This window comes from Pseudomonas sp. TR47 (assembly GCF_044143025.1).
GTDB classification, from domain to species: domain Bacteria; phylum Pseudomonadota; class Gammaproteobacteria; order Pseudomonadales; family Pseudomonadaceae; genus Aquipseudomonas; species Aquipseudomonas putida_E.
In genome coordinates this window covers 18,368-41,805 of the sequence record NZ_JBHFCS010000006.1, presented here as the reverse complement: position 1 = coordinate 41,805, position 23,438 = coordinate 18,368, and the positions used below count along the sequence as shown (strand labels likewise).

20 protein-coding genes are annotated in these 23,438 nt (G+C 54.4%); 3 read left to right on the top strand and 17 right to left on the bottom strand.

The window, feature by feature from the left end; all coding sequences use genetic code 11:
* Positions 1-24 precede the first annotated feature (24 nt).
* The 11 genes from ACEWE8_RS08540 to speB (ACEWE8_RS08490) all read right to left on the bottom strand — a co-directional run bounded on the left by ACEWE8_RS08540 (position 25) and on the right by speB (ACEWE8_RS08490) (position 13,362).
* Complete coding sequence (locus ACEWE8_RS08540; RefSeq protein ID WP_395589273.1) at positions 25-1,635, bottom strand: 5-guanidino-2-oxopentanoate decarboxylase; 1,611 nt, start codon at positions 1,633-1,635, stop codon at positions 25-27.
* Between the two features lie 39 nt (positions 1,636-1,674).
* On the bottom strand, positions 1,675-2,397 hold the full coding sequence (locus ACEWE8_RS08535; RefSeq protein WP_395589298.1) for an amino acid ABC transporter ATP-binding protein: 723 nt from the start codon (positions 2,395-2,397) through the stop codon (positions 1,675-1,677).
* A 19-nt stretch (positions 2,398-2,416) separates the two neighbouring features.
* Positions 2,417-3,157, bottom strand: coding sequence for an amino acid ABC transporter permease (locus ACEWE8_RS08530; protein WP_395589272.1), 741 nt, complete (start codon positions 3,155-3,157; stop codon positions 2,417-2,419).
* A 24-nt stretch (positions 3,158-3,181) separates the two neighbouring features.
* On the bottom strand, positions 3,182-4,000 hold the full coding sequence (locus ACEWE8_RS08525; protein ID WP_395589271.1) for a transporter substrate-binding domain-containing protein: 819 nt from the start codon (positions 3,998-4,000) through the stop codon (positions 3,182-3,184).
* A 78-nt stretch (positions 4,001-4,078) separates the two neighbouring features.
* Complete coding sequence (locus ACEWE8_RS08520; protein WP_395589270.1) at positions 4,079-5,614, bottom strand: purine-cytosine permease family protein; 1,536 nt, start codon at positions 5,612-5,614, stop codon at positions 4,079-4,081.
* A gap of 231 nt (positions 5,615-5,845) precedes the next feature.
* Positions 5,846-6,796: an agmatinase gene (gene speB / locus ACEWE8_RS08515; protein WP_395589269.1), complete on the bottom strand. Its 951-nt coding sequence runs from the start codon at positions 6,794-6,796 to the stop codon at positions 5,846-5,848.
* A gap of 25 nt (positions 6,797-6,821) precedes the next feature.
* Positions 6,822-8,141 (bottom strand): aspartate aminotransferase family protein, encoded by a 1,320-nt coding sequence (locus tag ACEWE8_RS08510; protein WP_395589268.1) that lies wholly within the window; start codon positions 8,139-8,141, stop codon positions 6,822-6,824.
* A complete protein-coding gene (locus ACEWE8_RS08505; RefSeq protein ID WP_186723280.1) occupies positions 8,138-9,205 on the bottom strand; it encodes a phosphotransferase in 1,068 nt (355 codons plus the stop codon). The genes ACEWE8_RS08510 and ACEWE8_RS08505 overlap by 4 nt, the downstream gene beginning before the upstream one ends.
* A gap of 137 nt (positions 9,206-9,342) precedes the next feature.
* Complete coding sequence (locus tag ACEWE8_RS08500; protein WP_395589267.1) at positions 9,343-10,068, bottom strand: MBL fold metallo-hydrolase; 726 nt, start codon at positions 10,066-10,068, stop codon at positions 9,343-9,345.
* A 467-nt stretch (positions 10,069-10,535) separates the two neighbouring features.
* On the bottom strand, positions 10,536-12,020 hold the full coding sequence (locus ACEWE8_RS08495; RefSeq protein WP_395589266.1) for an aldehyde dehydrogenase: 1,485 nt from the start codon (positions 12,018-12,020) through the stop codon (positions 10,536-10,538).
* A gap of 382 nt (positions 12,021-12,402) precedes the next feature.
* Entirely contained in the window at positions 12,403-13,362 is a 960-nt protein-coding gene (gene speB, locus ACEWE8_RS08490; protein ID WP_395589265.1) for an agmatinase, read from the bottom strand.
* Between the two features lie 390 nt (positions 13,363-13,752).
* Here speB (ACEWE8_RS08490) and ACEWE8_RS08485 point away from each other — a divergent pair, with 390 nt between their 5' ends.
* The 3 genes from ACEWE8_RS08485 to ACEWE8_RS08475 are packed head-to-tail and all read left to right on the top strand — an operon-like array spanning position 13,753 to position 16,640.
* A complete protein-coding gene (locus tag ACEWE8_RS08485) occupies positions 13,753-15,255 on the top strand; it encodes a PLP-dependent aminotransferase family protein (protein WP_395589264.1) in 1,503 nt (500 codons plus the stop codon).
* Between the two features lie 45 nt (positions 15,256-15,300).
* Positions 15,301-16,251, top strand: coding sequence for a DMT family transporter (locus ACEWE8_RS08480; RefSeq protein ID WP_395589263.1), 951 nt, complete (start codon positions 15,301-15,303; stop codon positions 16,249-16,251).
* Between the two features lie 2 nt (positions 16,252-16,253).
* The gene (locus tag ACEWE8_RS08475) at positions 16,254-16,640 is read left to right on the top strand and encodes a helix-turn-helix domain-containing protein (protein ID WP_395589262.1); all 387 of its coding nucleotides are present in this window, start codon (positions 16,254-16,256) and stop codon (positions 16,638-16,640) included.
* Between the two features lie 146 nt (positions 16,641-16,786).
* Here the strand turns inward: ACEWE8_RS08475 and ACEWE8_RS08470 are convergent, their stop codons facing one another.
* The 6 genes from ACEWE8_RS08470 to ACEWE8_RS08445 all read right to left on the bottom strand — a co-directional run bounded on the left by ACEWE8_RS08470 (position 16,787) and on the right by ACEWE8_RS08445 (position 23,362).
* Positions 16,787-17,401, bottom strand: a complete 615-nt coding sequence (locus ACEWE8_RS08470; protein ID WP_395589261.1) for a transcriptional regulator — start codon at positions 17,399-17,401, stop codon at positions 16,787-16,789.
* A 175-nt stretch (positions 17,402-17,576) separates the two neighbouring features.
* Entirely contained in the window at positions 17,577-18,551 is a 975-nt protein-coding gene (locus tag ACEWE8_RS08465; protein WP_395589260.1) for an ornithine cyclodeaminase family protein, read from the bottom strand.
* Between the two features lie 110 nt (positions 18,552-18,661).
* Positions 18,662-19,444 (bottom strand): ABC transporter substrate-binding protein, encoded by a 783-nt coding sequence (locus ACEWE8_RS08460; RefSeq protein WP_395589259.1) that lies wholly within the window; start codon positions 19,442-19,444, stop codon positions 18,662-18,664.
* An 81-nt stretch (positions 19,445-19,525) separates the two neighbouring features.
* Complete coding sequence (locus ACEWE8_RS08455; RefSeq protein ID WP_395589258.1) at positions 19,526-20,653, bottom strand: succinylglutamate desuccinylase/aspartoacylase family protein; 1,128 nt, start codon at positions 20,651-20,653, stop codon at positions 19,526-19,528.
* 140 nt (positions 20,654-20,793) lie between these two features.
* Positions 20,794-22,065: an HAD family hydrolase gene (locus ACEWE8_RS08450; protein ID WP_395589257.1), complete on the bottom strand. Its 1,272-nt coding sequence runs from the start codon at positions 22,063-22,065 to the stop codon at positions 20,794-20,796.
* A 373-nt stretch (positions 22,066-22,438) separates the two neighbouring features.
* A complete protein-coding gene (locus tag ACEWE8_RS08445) occupies positions 22,439-23,362 on the bottom strand; it encodes a putative phage abortive infection protein (protein ID WP_395589256.1) in 924 nt (307 codons plus the stop codon).
* Between the last annotated feature and the right edge of the window lie 76 nt (positions 23,363-23,438).

Genomic DNA, 23,438 nt, shown 5'->3' with positions numbered 1-23,438 from the left:
CTATTTTTAGCAACGATGCTCGACTTACTGTGCGGTTACGAATGGCGCGGCTTCACAGACTTCAATAAGGGTCGGCACGCGACTTTGTGCGGCCTCGACCAACAAGCTAGAGAGGTCTTGGTGATCGCTGGCACGAACAGCTTTCCAGCCGAAGCCTTGGGCGATGGTTTTAAATTCTGGAGTGTAAATATCCACGCCGAGTGGTTGGACGTCTCGGCGCTCCATCGCGGTCTTGATTTCGCCATAGCCGTTGTTGTTCCAAAGCAGAACGATGATGGGTGCATTGGCTTCGATGGCGCTGCTCATTTCGCCCAATGTGAATTGCAGGCCGCCGTCCCCAATCAGACAGACCACTGGCGATTGTGGGTCGGCAATCTTGGCGCCGATGGCAGCAGGCAATGCATAACCCAGCGTGCCGTAGCCTGTAGAGGCATTGAACCAGCGACGCGGGCCGTCCAGCTCTACCAAGTGGTTGCCGGTGTAGACGGTCTGGGTCGAGTCGCCAACGTAGCGCGCATCGGGGAGAGCCTGGCTGATCACGTCGAACAGATGTGTGTAATCCGCCCACCCCTGTAGATCTTGGAGAATCTCTTCGCGCACAGCTGCTGCGCGCTGGGCGCCAACGCTTTCGTGGCTCAGGGTGCCGACTGGCAAGTGCTTGAGCAGCGCATCGATGGCCAGCTCAGCATCTGCCGGCAGCGCGATGCTCGGCACGTAGTTGCGATTGAGCTGAGTTGGATCGACGTCGATACGGATGATTTTGCCGTTTAGCTTGAAACCGCCGTTGAAGACCACGTCGTAGTCGGTTTCTGCCAGTTCGGTGCCGATTGCGAGAATCACATCGGCTTGGGCGGCAAGCCTGCGCACGGGGTCGAGTGACTGGTTGCTGCCTAGTGCCAATGGATGGCCGTTGGGCAGGATGCCCTTAGCATTGATCGTGCAGGCAGTAGGCGCATCGAGGGCCGCTGCCAGCAGGCGGACTTTCTGGAATGATGCCTGGCAGCCGCCCCCAACCAGCAGCAGCGGGCGCTCCGCGCTGAGCAACAGCTCGGCCGCTGCGCTGATCAGCTCGGGATCGGGGGCAAGGCGGCCTTGGCGTGGCAGTTCGAGAATCGGGAGGTGGCTGGCGTCGAGTTCTATCAGGTCAAGAGGGATCTCGATATGCACCGGCTGCGGGCGGCCGCTTCTGAACAGGCTGAAGGCTTGCAACAGAACCTGGGGCAGTTGTTCGAGGCTCAGCACGGTATGACTGAACGCGGTAACACCCGCGATCAGATAGCGCTGACTTGGCAGCTCATGCAGATAGCCATTACCTAATCCCAATCGGCTGCGCTCGTTGACGCTGGAAATCACCAGAATAGGAATTGAGTCTGCATATGCCTGGCCCAATGCTGTGGCAATGTTAGTCATGCCTGGACCGGTGATGCAGAAGCACACGCCTGGTTTTCCGGTTACTCGGGCGTAGCCGTCTGCCATGAAGCCGATGCCTTGCTCATGGCGTGGGGTAACATGGCGAATGCTGCTTTTGGGCAGGCCGCGGTATAGACCGATGGTGTGCACCCCGGGTATGCCGAATACAGTGTCGACGCTCCAGGCCTGCAATTGATTAACCAAATACTCCGCACAGGTTGTCATTTGAATCTCCGCTTGGAAAACAGCCGCAACGGGCTAGGGTCAGTGGTGTATTTGCGACAGGAATGCGCGAGCGCGTGGGCTTTGCGGGGCTTCAAAAAAGGCTTTTGGAGGGGCGGTTTCAACGATCCGGCCAGCGTCCATGAACACCACTCGATCAGCTACTTTGCGAGCGAAGTCCATTTCGTGCGTTACGCACAACATGGTCATACCGTCCTTCGCTAAACCGGTCATCACCTCCAGCACCTCACCAACCATTTCCGGGTCCAGCGCGGAAGTCGGTTCGTCGAACAGCATTACCTTAGGACTCATGCACAGTGCCCGGGCGATAGCTACGCGTTGTTGCTGGCCGCCGGACAGTTGGCACGGCTTTTTGTGTGCATGGGTACCGATATGGACACGGTTCAGGTAACCCTGGGCGAGTGCTTCGGCGGCATCACGCGACAGGCCGCGGACTTTCATCGGCGCCAAGGTGCAGTTGTCGAGGACCGACATGTGCGGGAACAGGTTAAAGTTCTGGAAGACCATGCCTACTTCGCGTCGGGCGAATTGGCTGCCCCGGCTTTTACTGATGTCGTGACCCTCGACGATAATCGTCCCGCTGTCGTGCGGTGCTAACCGATTGATACAGCGGATTAGGGTCGACTTGCCTGAGCCGGAGGGCCCACAAATGACGATCTTCTCACCCGGTTGCACAGTCATTTCGATGTCCTGGAGGACATGGAAGTCGCCATACCGTTTGTTGACTTGGTGGAGCAGGATCATTTCGCTCATGCTGACATCCTCATGCGCGCCGTAGGCGAGCCATGGTGCGTTGAACAAAGCTCACGCGAGTTATCGCTTCGGTGGGTGCATCCCAGGCCATGCGGCGTTCCAGGCGAGCTTGCAAGCCGCTCAGCGTGTAGACCATGACCAGGTAGTAGACCAAGGCCACCGCGTAGTACTCCGAGAACTGGAACGTGGTGGAGACCGTCTGTGAAGTGACCGCCATCAGCTCTTGCAGGGAAATCACCGAGGCCAACGAGGTGATTTTCAGCAGGGTGATGAACTCGTTGGCGGTCGGAGGAATACCGATGCGCGCCGCTTGCGGCAGAATCACATGGCGCAGCGTGTGCCAGCGCGAAAGCCCCAGCGCATGGCCTGCGCTGTATTGCCCCGGATCGATCGCTTTGAGTGCCGCCCGGTTGATCTCAACCTGGTACGCCGCCTCATTCACGCTGAGGGCGATCCAGGCCGCGATGAACGGGGTGAACCACGCCTGCTGCAAAGCGGGAAAGAACTGCGGTAGGGCGTTCCATACGAACAGCAGTTGCAGCAGAGTAGGCGCTCCACGGAAAACGCTAAGTACCGAGCGTAGTGCCGTCCGCCAGACTCTCGGCGGACCGTCCAGTGCCAGTGCGGCGGGGATCGATAGGGCGATCCCCACCGAATGCGACAACAAGGCCAGCGCTAGGGTGATGCACGCGCCCTTGAAGAACGCGTAAGAGGTCAGAGCGCTGATAAAAACATCGAAGTCGAAATGCATGGTCAATACCTCTCTACGCCGAAGTTACGGGTTCAGTTGCTCCACGTTGACGCTGGGCAATTTCCACTTTTCGGCGATGGTCTTCATTTCGCCTTGGCTGCGTAGCGCCGCCAGGGCTTGTTCCAACGCTTTGACGTTGCCTTCGATTGGCCGGATGTAGACGCCGAAAATCTGCTTTTCCGGGAAGGTGTACAGGGTTTGTAACTGGCCTGGGTTCAACAGGTCGCGGTAGGCGTATTCGGTCGCTTGAGAGATTGACGCGGCTGCGCGTCCCAGCAGCAACTGCTGGATGGCATCGCTTTGTTTGGGATAGGTCTGGACCGTGGCCTGAGGTTTACCGGCAGCAGCCAGGCGGTTGTTCAGCTCACTCATGATCTTGACGTTATTGGTACCGGACTGGATGGCCACGACCTGGCCACTGAGATCTTCAAGACTGGTCATTTTCAAGGTCGACTTGCTCGACCCGATTACCACATTGGATGTCGCCAAATAGCCAACCGCCTTCAGCTTCTGGGTCCGTTCTGGAGTGATCAAAGTCCCGCTGATCACGGCATCACAGCGATTGGCCTCAAGCCCTGGGAGCAGTCCGGTAAACTCGGTTACGAAGAAACCTGGGCGTACGTCCCAATGCTTTGCCAGGGCTCGCACCATATCGGCATCGAACCCGATGGGATCTTTGTCGCCGGCCTTCTCGAAAAACTCCAGGGGCGGAAAGGATGGGTCCGAACAGACCTTGAATTCACCATCTGCGATGAAATCTGGTTTCAACATCTCATGGGCGTAAGCGCTGCCAAAGCCACTGACAATCGCGAACATGGACAAGGCAAGAGTGATTTTGCGCATGGATTTTTCCTCTGAGTTCGTAAGCCCGGTGCCGGGTCGGCACCGGGAGATCTGGGCAGACTTGAAGATGCAGGCTTTTCAGCGACCGATATGGCGCATTATTGTTTTTTGAGCATTCGGACTCAGGACGTCCGGTGATGGCAGGCCAAAGGGGCCTTTCGGGCCATACACGACAGAGGGTTCGGGGAAAAACATCAGCAATGTCCAGTAGAGAGCCGCCGAAAGCAGCAACGACACTGGCAGGCTGATATCGATATCGCCGGCCAGGCCTGCCAGCGGTCCTACGAACTGACCGGGGATGTTGACGAAGCACAGTCCAATGATTGCGCTTGGAATCCAGGCGCCCAGGCCGCGCCAGTTCCAGCCGTTGTGGAACCAATAAGCACCGCCGCGAAGTCCTCGGGTGAATACTTGCAAGTCGTCAGCGTGATAGAAGCCCCTACGCACGATCAGCCCTAGGCCCAGGACAACCATCCATGGCGTAGTACAGGTGACGATCAGCACGGCAAAGGTCGAAACGCTCTGTACAAGGTTGAAGCCAAAGCGGCCGACGAAGATGAACGCTACCGCCACAAGGCCAATCACCAACGTGGCTTTGGCGCGGGTGAAAATGTTCGGCACCAGGCTGGACATGTCGAGGCCAACGCCATACAGGGAGGCCGTGCCGGTGGAGAAACCGCCGATGAAGGCAATCATGGCCAGCGGCAGGAAGTACCAGCCAGGGGCTACGGCCAGCAGCCCTCCGATATAGTTGTTGTCTGCCATGTACTGCGGCGCGTGCTCCGCGACGATACAAGCTGTGGCCAGGCCGAACAGGAAGGGTGACAGTGTCGCTAGTTGAGCCAGGATGGTTGCACCGATGATGCGGTACTTTGGGGTGGTGTCGGGAATGTAGCGCGCCCAGTCACCAATGGAGGCGCCGAACGAGATCGGGTTGCTCATAGCCAACAAAGTAGAACCGATGAAGGCTGGCCAGAAGGTGTCAGGATGCACCAACGACACGGTCCCGGCGAAGTCCGCATTGAAGGTGTACTTGAAGGCAAAGATGCCGACGAAGAACAGGATTGTTGCGCTCCAGACCGCGATCTTGTTGACCCACAGCATGAATTGGAAGCCATAGATGCAGATCACCAGCACCAGTAGTGCAAAGAAGGCATAGATGGTGGCCAGTACCCAATCCGATTCCGGCAGGCCGATCATTCGATGGAGTGCGCCTAACAGTGCATCTCCGGCGCTCCAGACACCGATTGAGAAAAACGCGATCGCGACCAATAGGGCCAGGAACGAACCCACGACACGACCGTGAACACCAAAGTGTGCGCCGGAGGAAACTGCGTTGTTGGTACCATTGATCGGCCCAAGCAGTGACACTGGCGATAGAATTATCGAGCCTAGTAATACGCCGATTACGATGGATGCAGCCCCAGCCCAGAAAGACAAACCGAACAGAACTGGAAATGCACCCAGCATGCAAGTTGCAAAAGTATTGGCTCCGCCGAAAATCATTCGGAAGAGGTCAAACGGCGTAGCGCATCGCTCATGATCGGGAATGCGTTCAACACCAAAGGTCTCGATCTGGGTCAGCGAGACGTGACTATCCTGTTGATGCGACATAGGTCACCTCAAAGTGTAAGGGCAGATGTTTGTACAGACGCGCTTACGGCTCTGTGGCCGCTGGGCGTCTTGCGGTCAAAAAGGCAGTGTCAAAAAGGTTTTGCCTTCAAACGCGGGCGTGAAAACATCCAGCACTGAGGTGTCAGGTCGAACATTACGTGCCTTTTATTCTTGTACATGGCATGGGTTTCCTGATTGAAGGGGGGGGCGCGTAACGCTCCCCGGCATGGACTACCGACGGATTACGCCTGGCAGTACACAAAGCATTTCGTAGAGCAGGTTGGCTCCCAGAAGAGACGTGTTGCCAGTCAGATCGTACGGCGGCGAGACTTCCACAACGTCACAGCCGACCAAGTCCAAACCGTTGCAGCCACGAATAATTTCCATGGCCTGGATAGTGGTAAGGCCGCCGATTTCTGGGGTGCCTGTACCTGGCGCCCACGCAGGGTCGATGCCGTCAATGTCGAAGGACAGGTAGACCGGCCCACCGCCGACTTTTGCTCGGACTTCCTCCATCAGCGGCGTCATTGATTTGTGCCAGCATTCCTCGGCCTGAACCACGCGAAAGCCCTGTTTGCGGGACCAGTTGAAGTCTTCAGCGGTGTAGCCTTGGGCACGCAGGCCGATTTGCACCACGCGATCGCAATCAAGCAGACCTTCTTCCACCGCTCTGCGGAAGGTAGTGCCGTGGGCTAGCTTTTCACCGAACTGCTCATCGTTGACGTCGGCATGCGCGTCGATGTGCACCAGGCCGACCTTGCCATGCTTTCTGTGGATGGCACGGAGAATGGGCAGGGTGATGGTGTGGTCGCCGCCCAGCGTCATCGGAATGATGTCGTGCTCCAGGTAGCCGTGGTATGCCTCTTCGATGATTTTCACGGCGGCTGGAAGGTTGAACGTGTTGATTGCCACGTCACCGATATCAGCGATGCTCAATGAGTCGAAGGGCGCGGCACCGGTTGCCATGTTGTAGGGGCGGATCATCACCGATTCCGCTCGGATCGAGCGTGGGCCGAAGCGGGTGCCTGCCCGCAAGGATGTGCCGATATCTAGTGGTACACCGATGAATGCTACATCCAAGCCCTCGGGGGTTGGAAAATGTGGGAGGCGCAGCATGGTGGCGATGCCTCCAAATCGTGGCATCTCGTTACCGCTGAGCGGTTGATGAAAAGTCTTGGTCATCGCGAGTTTCCCCAGGGAAGTTGGTTTAAGGCAGTTCGCGCAGAACATGCTCCAGCGTTTCGATGAACAGGTCGGCATGTTCACGCTGGAAGATCAGTTGTGGGCGTACCTTCAGGATGTTCTCCATAGGGCCGGCGGAACTGATCAGTACACCTCTATTACGCAAGCCGTTTACAACTTGCGTCGTCGCCTTCGCTGCGGGTGCTTTGCTGGCACGATCTGTCACCAGCTCTACACCGATGAACAGGCCGCTGCCGCGTACATCACCGATTACGGGGTAGCGCAAGGCGAGTTCTGCAATACCGGCTTTGAGGTAGGCGCCAACATTTGCGCAGTTTTCCAACAGCCCTTCGTTCTCGATGACTTCCAGCACCGCGTTGCCAGCGGCACACGACACTGGGTTACCGCCAAAGGTATTGAAGTAGCGTGCTGTGCGACCGAACTCTTCGACAACTTCGGTGCGCATCACTGCTGCCGCAATCGGCTGGCCGTTGCCCATGGGTTTACCCATGGTGACGATGTCAGGTTTTACTCCGTGGCGTTGGAAGCCCCACATGCTGGAGCCGGTCCTGCCAAAGCCTGATTGCACTTCGTCGGCGATGTACAGAAGGCCTTCGGACTGTGCAAGTTCGACTGCCTCCTTGGCGAAGCCAGCGGGATCGGATAGCACACCGTCGCTTGCAAAGATCCCATCAAACAGCAGGGCCGCAGGCTTGATGCCTGCACTGCGCATGTCGTCGATTGCTCTGCGCATGTCTTCGGCAAAAATCCGTGAGACATTTTCTGCACCTAAGCGATAAGCATCAGGGGCTCGCACGGTACGCACGCACTGGCCGAGAGGCACACCGGCGCCAAGTGAAGGTGATGTCGCTGCAACCTGCTCAGTGATTCCGTGGTAGGCGAGTTGAGTCACGATCACGCCGGTACCACCGGTGTATTGCCGGGCAATCCGCAGCGCCAGATCGTTTGCTTCGCTGCCTGTGCAAGTAAACATTACGTGATTCAGTTCGGCAGGAAACGTCGCCAACAGCTTCTCGGCGTAATCGAGAATGCCTTCGTGAATGTACCGGGTGTGGGTATTGAGCACGTGCGCCTGATCACAGATCGCCTTGACCACATGGGGGTTGCAATGCCCGACCGATGCGACGTTGTTGTACGCATCCAGGTAACGTTTGCCCTCGGCATCATAGAGCCAGACGCCATCGCCTCTGACAATGTGCAAAGGGCGTTCGTAGAACAGGCGGTAGGCAGGGCCCAATGCACGCTCTCGGCGGGCCACCAGTTCACGTTCTGACGCAGGCAGGCGCTCGGCATCCGCTGCGGTGAATCCGTTAACCATGGTCATTGCTGTGCCTCCTGAGCGCAGATTTGGCGAATTTTCTGTTGTGCAGCCTCACGTGGAACCTGTCTGAATCTGCGCAGTGCGCTCCATGCAAGTGGCGCGTTGCGTAGGATGTAGGCACTGTTTTCGGGGTACATCGAGGCGCGCCAATTGGTGATGACGACGGTCATCACCAAGCGTGCGGCAATCAGGTCAAAGAGTATTTCCTGCTCAATTTCTTCAAGTGGGCAAACCGTGTGGTAGGCCTGGATGAATGCAATGGCCTGGTCCAGCGGATCGCCCGTCTGACCCAACTGGTAGGATGCTGCAACTGCTAGATCGTTGATCAGTGGGGCGTGGACCATGTCGCCGAAGTCGAGGATGTTCCGAATGACTTCTGCGTTGTGGTCGTCGACGATGACATTATGAAAGTTAAGGTCGTTGTGAATAACCTGAGCGCGCAAGCGTTTGAGATGTGGCAGGGCATACTGCTCGAAGTTATCGAGGAAGTGCTCTGCAAGCTGGCGATCTTCGACATTCTCGATGTGCTCGACCAACCCCTTCAAGCGCGACGAATGCTTGATGTCCCAGAGCAGCTCATGGCCGGCAGCGGGATGGAAAAAGCCACGCAGGGCTATCCCGAGTCGAGCCAGATGCTCGCCCAGCCCACTGCGAAGTTTCTGGCTCGGATGCTCGACCTTGTTCAGTGGTGTTCCTACAACGAACGAGAACAGACGTACCAGAACGGTTTGGCCATCGAGGTTTACGAACACTTGATGAAGACCAGTAGTGGTCGGGTGGATTCGTTGGACAGGCAGCTCAGGGGCAGTGTGCTGAATGTGGAGCAATGCCTTGTTCTGGAAGTCGGTGACGTTTGGGTCTTCTGCCGGATTGGAAATCTTGAGCAGAAACTGACGGTCGTCGTCGCATCGCAGGTGGAAATTGAGGTCTCGCTCGCCAGCGAGTAACGAAGCGCAAGCACTCAGGCCATAGTGCAGCTTGGCGATCGCGCAGGCTTGCTCGTCAGAGGCATGGGCGCTGGCGGCTGTGAGGACATGATCCAATGCTGGTTTTGTTTGAATCGTCACTGAACAATCACTCTGTCGGTGGCATCGATAGCGGGTGATGTACCCGTCAACATGAGACCGACGATAGGGCAGAATGGCGGTATCACATATAGCCAGAACCGAGCATGTTATAAGTCCACTTTGCGCGGGAGCGCTAACTAGCGATGACTTTCCTGCCACTGCCCTATCAATGACTTGAGCCGACTGCCGGAAAAGCTCGGGAAATGGCCACCGTGCACGGTTGTGACCGGCAGCTTTAGAAGCCGCTCCAGGCTCATGAGGTAGTCGTCTAAATTACTGTGGTAAGCGTCTTCGATCAGAGGGCCGTCGTAGATCACGTCGCCGCTGAATAGCGTTTGCGTGGAGCGCTCCCACAAGCTGATGCCACCCGGAGAGTGGCCGGGGGTGTGTAGCACTTCAAGGACCCGGTTTCCGAGATCGATCACGTCACCCTCTTCAATCATTCGAGTCGCGGGCGCGGCGTTGACGCGATATTCGGCGTAGCACAACAGGCATTCTGGGTGCGCATCGAACATTTCATCGCCGACAAATTGCCTGGCCAATGTGTTGTCCGGATTGGGGTGTGCTAACACATGAGCTTCATTGCGATGGACCACCCGCTCACTGAATTCGTGATGGCCGGCGATATGATCGAAGTGAGTATGGCTAGCGATAGCGCATACAGGGCGTTCGGTGAGCAGAGGTATCTGTTCGCGCAGGCTTACCAGCCCTGATCCGCTGTCGATTAGTGCACCTTTGTCGCGCCCCAGGACATACCACATGTTGCAACGATATAAAGGCCTGATCCAAGGTTCGTGGATCAGGCTAATACCGTCGGCCATGTGTTGCAGCTCGAACCATCGATTTTGGCTCACGATTTTCATGATGACTCCATTGACCAGGCCTGACCGCAAATCGGTCAGGAAGCAGCAGACATTACCGGTCGCTGTGTGCAAGCTATAAGGCCAGATCAAGGCCATATTTGAGTCCACTTGTACAAATGGTTCTGCATGATTTACTTGTCAGCCAACTTGAAAGCAGTGGTGAGGCGACCTTACAGCGCAAGTTTTTCGCCTCATTCAGGCGTGGGTGCTGGAAGGGAATTTACACTTCGGCTACAAGACGCTATCGACGCGTATGCGGCCGATCAGTTTGCAGATCTTGCCTATTAGCTTTCTGTGGCTTATGAGCGGCGGTCAGGGGAGGGGAGTAGCTGCATCTGGGTCGAAGAGGCTGATTCTGAGGTAAGGTGGCTTCGATACCTTATGCTTCGGTCACGACTTTCTTAGGGGGAGCGACCCTCGAGGCAGCTGGCGGCCACCTTGAGGGTGCTCAGTTGTAAGCTTCGGGTTTAGTCGAGGCTGATCCAGGTCGCCTTCAATTCGCTGTACTTATCGAAAGCGTGCATAGAGCGGTCACGACCGTTGCCTGATTGTTTGTAACCGCCAAAGGGAGCGGTCATGTCACCGGCGTCGTATTGGTTGACCCATACACTACCGGCACGCAGTGCCCGAGAAATACGGTGTGCTCGGGCGAGATCGCGCGTCCAGATGCCAGCGGCGAGTCCGTACTCAGAGTCGTTGGCGATCGACACGGCTTGTGCTTCATCACTGAAGGAGATGACGCTGAGAACGGGGCCGAAGATTTCCTCACGAGCGACACGCATGTCGCCATTGGCTCCTTCAAAAATTGCGGGGCTAACGTAGGTGCCACCGCTCTCGGATAGAACTTGGCATCCGCCTTCACGCAGCTTGGCGCCTTCTTGTTTGCCGATCTCCACGTACTCCAGGATTTTCTCCATTTGCTGGCGGTCGACAATTGCACCGACTCGCGTCGAAGGGTCCAGCGGGTTACCTGGTTGCCAGGCAGTCATGGCGCTCGAAATTTTGTCCAGCAGCGCCTCCTTGATCGATTCATGGACCAGCAATCGGGAGCCGGCAGTGCAGACCTCACCCTGATTGAATGCGATACCCGCTGCGACTGCCTCCGCTGCGCGATCTAAATCTGCATCGGCGAATACCAGGTGCGGACTCTTCCCGCCAGCTTCCAGCCAAACCCGCTTCATGTTCGATTTACCTGAAGCTTCCAGAAGCTTTTTGGCAATCATGGTCGAGCCGGTAAAGGCCAAAACATCAACATCATTGTGGATGGCGAGGGCGTTGCCGATGGTGTGGCCAAAACCGGGAACCACGTTGAAAACACCACTTGGAATACCCGCTTCCTTGGCCAAGGCGGCAATGCGGATCGCGGTCAGCGGGGATTTCTCAGAAGGCTTTAGGATGACTGAGTTGCCAAGTGCGAGCGCTGGCGCGATCTTCCAGCATGCCATTTGCAGTGGAAAGTTCCACGGTACGATTGCAGCGACTACACCGGCCGCTTCTCTCGTGATCAGGCCAAGCTGGTTCTCTGGAACCGGAGCGACCTCTCCATACACCTTATCGATCGCCTCGGCTGTCCAAGCGACACATTCGTATGAGCCAGGTACGTCCAGACTCAGCGAATCACTGATGGGCTTTCCCATGTCCAGTGTTTCGAGCAGTGCCAATTCTTCGGTATGCGCTTCCATGAGTTGCGCAAGACGCAGCAGCACTTTCTTACGCTCCGCTGGCGCCATACGACTCCATTCGCCACGTTCAAAAGCTTGGCGGGCAGCACTGACTGCTATCTCTGCATCGGCATCGTCGCAACTCGCAACCTGGCAAAGCAGACGTCCGTCAATTGGGCTCAGGCAGTCGAAGACCTCGCCGTTCAGGGCGTCTCGATACTCACCATCGATGAAGGCTCGCCCTTCGATGTTCAACGCTAGTGCCATTTTTTGCCAATCATGTACGGTCATGTGTACTCCTGTCGAAAGTGGTCATTGGCTGAAGGATGTAAATTTTTTGCTTAAAGGTAGAAATCAAGGCAGGTCGATTTGTCTTGCGAGCATCGTTTTTCGCCGGGTGTGATTGGTGCTTGGCGGGCTCGGGGCATTTGGGGCCTTACATCTCCCTAGGCTCGGGTAACGTGACCAGAAGTAACCAATAGAGGATGGCGGGCATGAACGATGAAGCTGGCAGGCTGATATGGGCTGGGCCGGCCAGATCCGCGAGAGGATCGACGAATTGCGCAAGCCGAGCGCTGCACTTGCAGCCATCCGCCTAGTCCTCGCCAAGTCTTCTATTTCTGTACATGGCACGGCCTTCTACAGAAAAAGGGAGGCAGAGCCTCCCTTGTGGTTAACGGCGAATAACGCCCGGTAGTACGCAGAGCATTTCGTAGAGCAGGTTTGCTCCCAGAAGGGAGGTGTTGCCGGTGGTGTCGTAAGGCGGGGAAACTTCGACGACGTCGCAACCGATAAGATCCAGGCCGTCGCAGCCGCGGATAATTTCAATGGCTTGAATTGTTGTCAGACCGCCAATTTCTGGAGTACCTGTGCCAGGTGCCCAAGCCGGATCGATCCCGTCGATATCGAAGGACAGATAGACCGGCCCACCGCCAACCTTCTCGCGTACTTCGGCCATGAGAGGCTCAAGGGACTTGTGCCAGCACTCCTCGGCCTGGACCACCCTGAAGCCCTGATTGCGGCTCCAGTTGAAGTCGTCAGCGGTATAGCCCTGCGCCCTAAGGCCAATCTGCACAACACGGTTGCAATCCAAGAGCCCTTCCTCTACCGCGCGGCGGAAGGTTGTGCCATGAGCGATCTTCTCGCCGAACATTTCGTCGTTGACGTCGGCATGAGCATCAATGTGAACGAGTCCAATTTTTCCGTGCTTTTTGTGGAGCGCGCGCAGGATGGGCAGAGTGATTGTGTGATCCCCGCCCAAGGTGAGGGGAAGGATTCCATGACTCACGATTCGGTCGTAAGACTCCTCGATGATCCGCACCGCTTCTTTCAAGTTGAAGGTGTTGATTGCTACATCACCGATGTCCGCTACGTTCAGCGAATCGAACGGAGCAGCCCCCGTTGCCATGTTGTACGGGCGGATCATCACTGACTCTGCGCGAATCGATCGCGGGCCGAATCGTGTTCCTGAACGCAGTGATGTACCGATATCCAAAGGTACGCCAACGAAAGCAGCGTCCAGTTCCTCCAATTGTTCAGGGGACTGAATGTGCGGCAGGCGAAGCATGGTTGCGATGCCACCAAAGCGGGGCATCTCATTGCCGCCCAAGGGCTGATGTAGGTTTCTTGTCATGGATCTCTCTCAGGCTGGAGGTATGTAAACGTCTAGCGGGTTCAATCTGTCTGCATCAAGAACATCCCATCACCTCGATGAGCGCTCAGCTGTGCCGAGGCAGCGCTTGCGCCGACCCTCTCACTGATTGGCCATAGTGAATTGGGCGGGAAATTCAGGGTATATTTATATCCTAAATGTCTACACTGGACAATAAGTCCACCGTGTCGGGTCTCTATGCTTGCTGGGAGGTGCCCAGAAAGTCCCTGTTTGCGGGGCCCCTCCTGGCTGAAGAGTGGTCAGATTACGGAGGACAAGTGGCTATGGATCTATCAATGGCAGCCATAATTGTGCAGTTGATAAGACCACTCTGAACGGAAGGCGAGGCTGACTGCTGCTGGAAACGGCTTTATGATCGTGTTCGTTTCAGGTGAGAGTGGTGAGACCAAAATGGCGGTATTACTACATGACTTGCTGCTTGACTCGCTGGATCGCCAAAGTGGCATCAGTCTTCAGCGGCAAATCTACGAAGGGATCCGAGAGGCGATCCTTCAGGGACACCTGCCGGTCGACGCCCGTATGCCCTCTACTCGCGCCTTGGCTGAGCACCTAAGAATTTCCAGGGTGACTACATCGCTTGTCTATGAGCGGCTCACGACAGAAGGCTATCTCTACTCAAAATCGGGGAGTGGTACTTACGTGGCGGACACGCTGCCGCGGACCTTCCATCGCGACCCTGGTACTGACGTATCTTTGGAGGCTGATCGCCTACTCTCCAGCCGCGGCGCTGAAATCACACGCCGTGTTACAGGGCTTGCTAAGGCAGGAGGAGCATTTGTTCCGGGTGTTGCTGATACGGAATTCTTTCCATTTCACATCTGGCGGCGCCTCCAGAATCGCTATCTGAAACGGAACCATGCCGAACTCACCGGGTATGTCGAACACGGTGGATATAGGCCGTTGCGGGACGCCCTCAGTGCCTACCTGTACACGTCGAGAGCAGTGAGATGCAGCCCTCAGCAAGTGATCATCACGATGGGGACGCATCAGTCGCTCGATCTGATCGCGAAGCTGCTAACGGATCCTGGTGATGCAGCTCTAATAGAGAGTCCATGCCATTGGGGGGCGCCAGTCGTGCTCTCGGCTGCGGGCCTTGAATGTCGCCCACTTCGCCTCGATCTAGAAGGGGCCTGCATACCCGAGACAGATGTGGCAGAGGGCTCTCGTCTAGCATTCGTCACGCCTTCCCATCAATACCCCACGGGGAGCGTCATGACCTTGCAGCGTCGGCGCGATTGGCTGTCCTTCGCAGAGGCGCAAAACCTATGGCTGATCGAGGACGATTACGACAGCGAGTTTCGTTATGACATCGATCCCTTACCCTCTATGCAGGGATTGGGTAACAAGAATCGAGTAATTTACCTTGGGACTTTCAGCAAGGTGACATTTCCCGGCTTGCGGTTGAGCTACCTCGTCGTTCCAGAGGCATTGGCAGATGCCTTCAGCAAAGGGATGACCCAGCTTTACCGACCTGGGTTTCTGACGCTTCAAGCCGCAATGGCCGATTTCATTTTGGAGGGTCATTTCGCAACCCACATCCGGCGAATGCGAGCAGTCTATGCCCAGCGCCGCTCTCACCTGCAATCCACTCTCGACGCCTACTTTGATGGAGACATTCAATATTCTCCGGGCCAGGCCGGTTTGCACCTAGCAGTGAAAATTGGTCCGGCAGGGACGGCCAGAAAAATGATCAATGCGGCTGTCGATCATGGGCTCACATTGCGCGGAGCGTATGCGTTGGATCCTCTGGCTGGTGACGATAACCTGCTGGTTCTTGGCTATGGAGGCATCAGGGATTCCGAGGTGGAAGGTTCGGTGCGGCGTTTGAGAGGTCTCTACGATGCCGTGAGATAGGGGGTGGAGAAGTCATAGGGGGGGGGGGTGGACTGGATATCTATTGTGGAATGGGACGACACATTCTGGTTATCATCCGCCTCCTTGAAGAGCCAGGCAGCTGAGGTTTATGTGAATTCGAACAAGACGTGGACCGCGGCGCTGATTGGCATTACTGCGATTTGGGGATGGAGTTTCGTTGCGAAGCAGCAGAATCTGCACAGCATGAGCGCTTCGGCGCTGAATGCTTGGATTTTTCTGTTGGGGGCTATCGCACTTCTTCCGTTTGCTTGGCGACGGGTACCCACACTCACCGTTAAAGACTGGCTTGCCGGTTCGCTAGCCGGCGTGGTCTTGTTTATCGCTTTCGCGTTTCAAACGAGTGGATTGGGGCAGACAACGCCCTCTAATGCCGGGTTCATCACAGGGCTCTCGGTAGTACTTACCCCGTTTTTCCTGTTCTTGATCAATGCCGAAAGGCCTTCGTTGAAGCAGGCAATGGGCGCCTTCGTTGCTCTGGTTGGCCTGGGTTTGCTAAGCCTCAATGGTTATGCAATCCACTCTGGAGACCTGCTTATCCTCGGTTGCGCTATCTTTTTTGCCATACACATCGTGGTCCTAGCCAAGATCAATTTCAGCTCGTCCTCGTTGGTGCTCGCGTTCATCCAGCTCCTCGTTGTTGGCTTCTTGTCTTTGGCCTGGAGTGTTTGGGCGGGGGAGTTCTCGGTGCCGGATACTGCATCATCTCTGACTGTGACTTTGGTGGTGGCAGTGTTTGGTACGGCCCTGGCCTACTTCGTTCAGACCCGCGCCCAAGCGGTACTTTCCGCTCAGAAGGTAGCATTATTACTGATCTTCGAGCCCATTTTTGGAGCGTTCTTCGGCTATCTGCTTGCAGGAGACAGATTCACGGTCATGAATATTACAGGTGCGGTGATGATCATCTCGGGCATGCTTGTCAGTGAGCTTCGACTGCCGCGTCTGCGCCGAAAACCTTTGACCATGGCAGTAGACTGAAGATGGAAAATTTCATCGAGTTACCACGCTCTGTCGGGTTGAGATTGCGTGAGGAACGTTTGCGATTTGGTCTCAGTCAGACGGTCTTCTCGAAAATGCTGGGCGTGTCACGAAGAACCCAGACTCTCTATGAAAATGATGGCAGAGACCCTGGAGGGCTGTACCTGTACAAAGCTCAGGAGTATGGGGTGGATGTGCACTATGTTCTGACTGGCCGTCGGGAGTCGGTGCCACAAGAGGAGCAGAGTCGCGGGGCTAAGCAGCTGCTGGAGATATTCAGCTCTTTAGTTGATAGAGACAGGGACTTTTTACTGCGGATAGCTAAGACGCTTGTTCAGAGTGCACGACCAACCAGCCCTCGTCCCGCGCAACACATTGAAGAAGGGTAATGCACCTATCAGGTTTGGTCGTGCTGACAGACTAGCCATGTGCCGTGAGGCCCGCACGACCCAACGGGCCGATAACTGCCCTTCCTATGAGTAGGCGAGCGCGCCGTAAAAAATCTCCTGGCGAGAGTGGTCGGTATAGGAGCTTGTTAAGCGTCCTCTCTCAAGGATTTGAGGTACTTGTAAACCGTGGCCCGTCCCATGTTCAGAACGTTGGCGACATAATCCGCACCGCTTCGGCCATCGAATGCTCCCTCGGTGTAGAGCGCTTCAACAAGAGCGCGTTTGCTCTTCATATTCAGAGTGTTTAGAGAAAGATGACGCTCGTTCAACCAAGCGTGGAGGAACGTGTTGATCCGTTCTTGCCAGTCATCTTTGAACAACGCATCAGGTTGAGGGATCAGTCTACTGACCTGGAAGAACGCGTCTAGCGCAGCACGTGCTTGCTCAAGCACCGAGAAATTCAGATTGATGCACAAGAGATACTCGGCCTCTCCGCGACCGTTTTTAAGAACGCTGGTGATCGACCGAATTTTTTGTCCGTTCCAGTTGAGCTTTTCGTACGGTCCGAGGCTGGACACGTCTGCAAAGTCGCCTGGCAGTTCATCTAGAGCCGAATCATCACCTAGCTTGCGCTTGGAGAAGTTGTTAGCGATATGGACTACGGTTTGAGTGCCGACCTCATGGATGATGACCTCGGCATGAGGAAATAGCAGAGTAGCGATGCCGTCTGCGATGACCTTGTAGTTTTCCAGGCTGCTCATGGCGACGTTTTGCTTCCTTGTTGATCGTGTTGAGGGATCTGGAGGGTGCAAGCATGGGGCTTGCTTTCCTGTCATCCCAGCTGAATCAATGGATAATCGGTGATTCGAGTCCAATATTCTACAGCTTGTTGATGCTGCGATGCTGAGCATCGCAGCGATAGTTGGCATCCTGTGCTTAGGCCTTGGAGTTGAGTCTCTGGATGTGCAGTGAGTGCAGCTCCATGGCAATCGCGACGTCTTCCAGCCCTAAGCCGACCGAGCGGAAAAATACGTTACGGCTGTAGTCCGGCAGCTTCGCTTTTCCCAAAACGAGTTCAGATAGGTCACCTACCAGCATGCTTGCATCCCACTGAGATGTCTCTCTGCCGATGATCATTTCGCCGGCCGTATCAGGCGTTGTCTTGCGATAGTCACAGTAGACATCCATTTTTTTCAGGTCGCTCGGGCTTACCTCGTGAGCCCTGGGAGCATTGGTGCTGATCGACGTGATCAGCGCCGTATTGCCCAATAGGCCCAGATCTAAAACTGGTTTTGCCGAGGAGGTACAAAGAAGGATAACGTCGGCTTTTGCCAATGCTTTCGACTGAAGCTCGCAGAGCAATACGCGCTCATCCATTCTCTCAATCTCTTGGCGTGATGCTTCATCCATGGCGCCGAGATTTGGCGAAAAAATCGAGATCCGTTCCCATTTCCTGAGGCTTCGAGCATAAGTCAGGTGAGCCCGTGCTATCGGTCCGGTACCTATGATTGCTAGTCGTTTTGCGTCTTTTTTTGCAAGGTGCTCAACCGCGAGCGCTGTTGTGGCCGCTGTACGCTGAATCGTCAAGTGCCCAGCATCTGTCAGCATGATGGGTTGGCCGGTTCTGCTGGACATCAGCATCGTCCAAGCAGTCACGATAGGTTTATCTTGAGTTGGGATGTATGGCGAGGTCTTGATTCCGTAGACCTGCTCCTCGTTAAGAACGCCGAGATAATTGATGAAATCACCACCGTTCGCGAGTGTGATCTGCTGCTGTGGCGGTTGAAGTGCTGTCCCATTAGCGAGCGAAGCAAACATTTTGCGCATTGCGCCGATTGCATCAATGCCAGGGCTCAGGGCCTTTACTTCGTGATCGCTATAAATAGTGAGCGAGCTTTGGTTGTCGTGCATGTTTCAGATCTCTCAGGTGTTCGTGCGGCATTCCTTCCTGGAGGTTCGCTGTTCATAGTTTTCCTGTGACAGGAAGGCGCGTGAAGAGTTACTTCACTCTGAATGCAAAGTCATTCTTCCCCGTAAACGTCGAAGTCAAAATATTTTGCATTAATCTCCTTGTAAGTTCCGTTCTCGCGAATATCGCCAAGCGCCTTATTGAAAGATTGCGCCAAGGTGTCGTCACCTTTACGTACCGCGATTCCGATACCATCCCCGAAATATTTTGGATCGGTAAAGGTCGGGCCAACAAAGCTGAAGCCTGCACCGACGGGTTTCTTCAAAAATGTCTGATCGAGAATTACGTCGTCCGCCAAGGTGCCGTCCAGACGGTTAGCTTGCAGGTCGAGGTAAATTTCATTCTGCGATGTGTAGCGCACGATTTCGGCGCCTTTGGCCTCAAACATTTGACTGGCGAATCGATCATGGATACTGGAGCGCTGAACCCCGATACGTTTGCCAGCCAGCCCCTCCAAATCGTCACCCACCGTGGTCCCTTCTTTCATTACCAGTCGGGCTGCGCTTCGATAGTATCGGTTTGTAAAATCAACTGACTTTTTCCGATCCTCTGTAATTGAAAGTGATGCAAGAATTGCGTCAATTTTTCTAACTTTAAGCGATGGGATTAGTCCATCGTATTCCTGTTCGATCCACCTGCACTTGACCTGCATTTGCTTGCAGAGAGCGTTGCCTATGTCGTAATCGAACCCGGCCAATTCGCCATTGGGTTGCTTATAGGCAAAGGGAGGGTAGGCTGCTTCAATACCTATTTTCAGCTCCTTCTCTGCGGCATGCGCCATGGAGAAACTCAAGCCGAAAAATATCCCCGCAATCAAGCGCTGTTTATTGTTCATGAACCTTACCTCTGTATAGTTATTGTTTGTGAGCATTACGCTCGATGGGTCAAGGCAGTAAAGGTGAATCAACGTTTATTCTTATATTCCCATAAGCTTGCCGGTACGCCGGTGTGCAAGTGGGGTGGTGCCAGCCAACATGCCTAGTTTTTGTCCTTGGCGAGTCAGCTTTACATGGTGACGTGCGACGAGAATGCCAGTGAGATTACTGAGCACCGGGATTCTGGAGGCGCCAGGAGTGAGGTCGATCGGGACAACCTCGGCGATAAGCTCACCTTCGACGACCGTATCACCAGGCCTTTTTTTCCATGCCACAACGCCTGTTGCAGGGGATTTGAGATGGGTTACGCCTTCAAGAGGATAGATTTTTGCGGGCCCAGAGGTCGCCAAATTACAGCCGCCGCCAATAACTCCCTCATGCTTCAAAAATTCGATTATTCCTGCCGCGTCTACCGCTGCCATCTCGTCATCAACGTCAATTTGGCCCCGTAATTCCAGCGTTGCTGAGAAACCCAAGTGCTGTGTATCCACAAGGCCTAGGTGGAGCGCCTCCTTCCAAGCCTTGGCATACGCCTCGTCCAACGGGAACCCACCAGCTTCATCTTCCAAGAACACGGCATCCACATGGGTGGCCGCAGCCAAAGCGAGCGCTCGCACCTGTTGGTTCCAGTTGGAGTAAATGTGAAGGATGCTAGAGGTGTCACAATGAAGGTCGATCAGGATGTCATGCTTCAGGGCTTGCTTGAGTAGCCAGGCCTTACCCGCATCGACTGCGCCATCTACCGCGATGTCTTCAATGGCCTCGGCAAAAATTGCCTTCAGCCTGTGTGTATCGTTTGGAGTAGGAGGGCACTCTTTGAGGATCTGCCGGACCTTCTCAGTGATATCAGGGAAGCTACGGTTGAAATTTTCACCGTTAGCCATGTTGTACCGCCCTGGCATCTGGCCAAAGAGCTGTTGGCCAAGGCCAATAGGGTTCGCATACGGAACGATTTCGATGTGGCCGACGATCTCACCGCGCTGCTCCAGCTCGATCAGCAGCTCCATCAGGTGCTGGAGAACCAGTAGTCCTGGATGCTCATCTGCGTGCGTTGCCGCTTGGAGATAAACGCTACGACCAGTGCCTGGCTCACCGAAACTATGCTTGACGAGCTGGTGGCTAGCGCCGGGCGAAAACGAAGGGAGAACATAGATTTCGGACGAGGGCATGAACGTGCTCTGCTTTGCGTGTACTATAAATCCATGGTGGACTCAATTTGCTCGAAATTCAAGGCGGTTTTTTAGAGTCACCAGCTTCATCTGAGGACGCATGGCCTGGGCCGATCTCCTCTGAGATCGACCCTCTGAGACTATTTGGGAGAGAGTAGGTAGGCTTGGGTGTCGCCTACTTTCGTGGTGGACTCTGTCGGGCTCCACAAGCCAATGTTCTCGTCGACGCCCTGCAAGACCCACCGAGCGTCCGGGCGGCCCAGTGTTTTTGCGGCTTCAGCCGAGATCCGACCGAAATCGCCGGTGCTCTGATGGTTCACGATTAGGCCAAGAGATACCCCTGGCAGCATGCTGAAATTTCCGAAATCGGAGTTGCTGTCTCCGGCTACGAATATCGGGTCACGGCCTTCGCGTCGCGGCGCGATGTACTTCCGAATGATTTCCGGTTTGCCTTCGCGATAGGAGATTGGATGGCCTTTCTTGGCTTGGGCAATGTATGTGCCGGCCGCTGAGGTTTCGAGTCGTAGACCATAGACCTGGTTAGAAGGAATGTTGTAGCCGAACTCCGGTCTCGTAGCGATAACCTTCACGAGCGGCTCGAAGCCCGCGGACACAACGAAGACATCGATCCCATTGCGTTGAAGGGTGTGCATCAGGTCAGCGATTTCTGGAACAACCCGCATGCCTTCCACGTAGCTGACTTTGACCACGCCAGCCTTGCCTGGTCTTGAGTGAGGGCTTTCGAGAGTGGTTTTGACGATGCCAGCTTGAAGGCTATGGCGGACAGAGCTAAGGGCAAGGTCCTCAACATCCTGTTTATTCATGTTGCTACAGAAGAAGACCTCCCAGGGGTAAGCCACCTTGGCGCCATGGGTGTCGATGATGGCCTGGAACAGGAAATACAGCTTCGTCTTGAAGTCCCTGAACTCGTCCGTGCTGAAGATCGCGGCGTCGCGCTGTCCGGCGGGCTTACTGATGTAGTTCTGATACAGAAACTCATAGTCATTGCCGAGATCGCTTGTGAGCGCACCGAATGCAAGAGGATGACCATCGCTGGAGTGAGCAATGGTATCGCCCGGCTGGCTTGGGATGTTGGTGGTCAGTACCTTTCGAAACTCAGCGGGGGTGAGCTTAAAGGCCAGATTGTCGATCTGGTACAAGAAAAACTTGTCTGTTACATCATTGATGATGCTCGTATCGTCCCAGTCAAAGGAGGCATACGGGCGTTTCGATTCCGGTGTGTTCGCCGGGACGCCATTGGCGGCGATAAGGCGCTCGATGGCGTTGCGAGTGTTTGGAGCCCATTTCCCTTGGTCCAGGAGCTGTGCAGTTGACGGCTGAGATGCGCTTGCATTCAGTGCAAGACCAGCAAGCAAGGCGGTCCATATGAGCGCGCGAGTAGGTTGGTACATGTCCACTCCATATCGTTTTTGTTTGAAGGTGTGATAGGTTGTGGATTTATAGTCTACTGGATACGATTTGTCTGCATCTGAGTGTGCGATGCTTCAAAATTTGTGAGTTGAGTTGGGAAGAATCGAAAGGAGTACTTTTGTGCTCCTCGGCTGGCGCTAGTCTGCCCTTAATGGATCGCGGCCTGCATTCTTTACGCATTCGGGCGGCGGCGAAGAATCGAAAGTAGTACAGCGCGATTGGCTGTTATAGGTCGAAAGCAGCCGCTCGCGACTGACCGCAATCGACCCATAGCGGTCACTAACGCTTGGTGAGGGCTGGGCTTTAGTTCGTCCCTGTAAGCTAAGGATCGACTTGGTTCGCTAGCTAGGTATTTTAATTTGCCCAAGGCTCAATTTCATCTTCTTCAAAACTTATGTTGAAGTACTTCTTGGGATCGTAGCCGTCACAATAAGCTACAGGTAGATTTGTTAGAAGCTCGTATTTTTCTATGTAACCCTTTGCATTCCATTTTTTTCCAAATCTAGATACTAAATTAAAAAATAAAATATAAAGCTCCGGATTAGAAAGCTGCGCCCTATAAATTTTCACAAGATTTATTTTTTCACTTTCAGATAGGTATTTATCGTTATCTACAAGCTTTATTGCATTGTACATATTCCTGAAGTAACTGCTTAGGTCTGTTTGGTTCGTCCTTCCAAGCTTCAAGTCCTCGCGAGCTTTAACCTTGCTAAGCATCATTCCAGCTATAATGCTGCCACTCTGATGAAATGATAGTTTCTGACTTATGAAATCTATCCAGGTGTCACTTTGACCATAGTAAAAGCACATATAAGCAATATCTATTTTTTGTGCGTCAGTTAGGTTGCTAGATAGTTCTTGGTCAATTTCAGTAACTGCTTGGAGTAGTCGCTTTAGTTGGATTTTATAAACTACAAAAGCTCTCCTTCCCTCCTCACTAATTTGACTTTTTTCTGTTTCAAGGCTAGGCACCCGAATACTTCTAATGTTTTCATTATGATAGTCAAGCATTTTAAAAAATCGATCGCGAGCACCATTTTTTGATATCTCTAGGTGCTGGGAGACTATTGTGTAAATCAATAGGATAACGCTAAATATTGCAAAGATCGTCCCAATGAAACCACCAAAAAAGTCGCCAAATTTCGCCGCCAATTCTGAATCAATCTGAAGACTTGTATTAAAATATGTGTCGTTAAATAAAATGAATGCGGCTACTGTCAGTGATGCCACTCCAAGAGATACGCAGCATATTTTTATTGCTCTAATTGTCCAGTCCATATCACTCTCAAGATTTTAGTCTATAGTTAGGCGACTCATGTAAAGCATTAATTTTCCAATTTTGTCCGCAGGACGT